At 63.6% G+C, this 528-nt stretch carries 1 protein-coding gene; it reads right to left on the reverse strand.

Annotated features, from left to right (window positions below):
- On the reverse strand, positions 1-528 hold a 528-nt coding region (locus IVA98_RS19335), incomplete at both ends, for a M16 family metallopeptidase (RefSeq protein ID WP_247355323.1).

Genomic DNA, 528 nt, shown 5'->3' on the forward strand with positions numbered 1-528 from the left:
CGGGCGGACATCGGCGGCATCGACGTCGCCGGCGATCACCAGGATGGCGTTGTTTGGCGCGTAGAAGCGGCGGTAGAAGGCGAGCGCATCCTCGCGATCGAGCTTCTCGATCTCCTGATGCCAGCCGATCACCGGCCGGCCGTAGGGATGATTGAGATAGAGCGCGGCCATGATCTGCTCGTTCAGCCGCGCGTCCGGATTGTTGGCGACGCGCATGTTGTACTCTTCGAGCACGACGTCGCGCTCGGGCAGCACGTTCTCGTCCTTGAGGATGAGGCCGGTCATGCGGTCGGCCTCGAATTCCATCATGGTCGGCAGCTGCTCGCGCGGAACGCGCTGGTAGTAGTTGGTGTAGTCGACCGAGGTCGAGGCGTTCTCGTTGCCGCCGACGCGGAGCACGGTCTGGGAGAATTCGCCGACGGGATGCTTCGAGGTGCCCTTGAACATCAGGTGCTCGAGGAAGTGTGCGAGGCCGGATTTGCCCGGAGTCTCGTCGGCCGAGCCGACCTTGTACCAGATCATCTCCGT

Origin of the sequence: Bradyrhizobium sp. 160 (assembly GCF_023073735.1) — a bacterium.
In the GTDB taxonomy this organism is placed as follows: Bacteria; Pseudomonadota; Alphaproteobacteria; order Rhizobiales; family Xanthobacteraceae; genus Bradyrhizobium.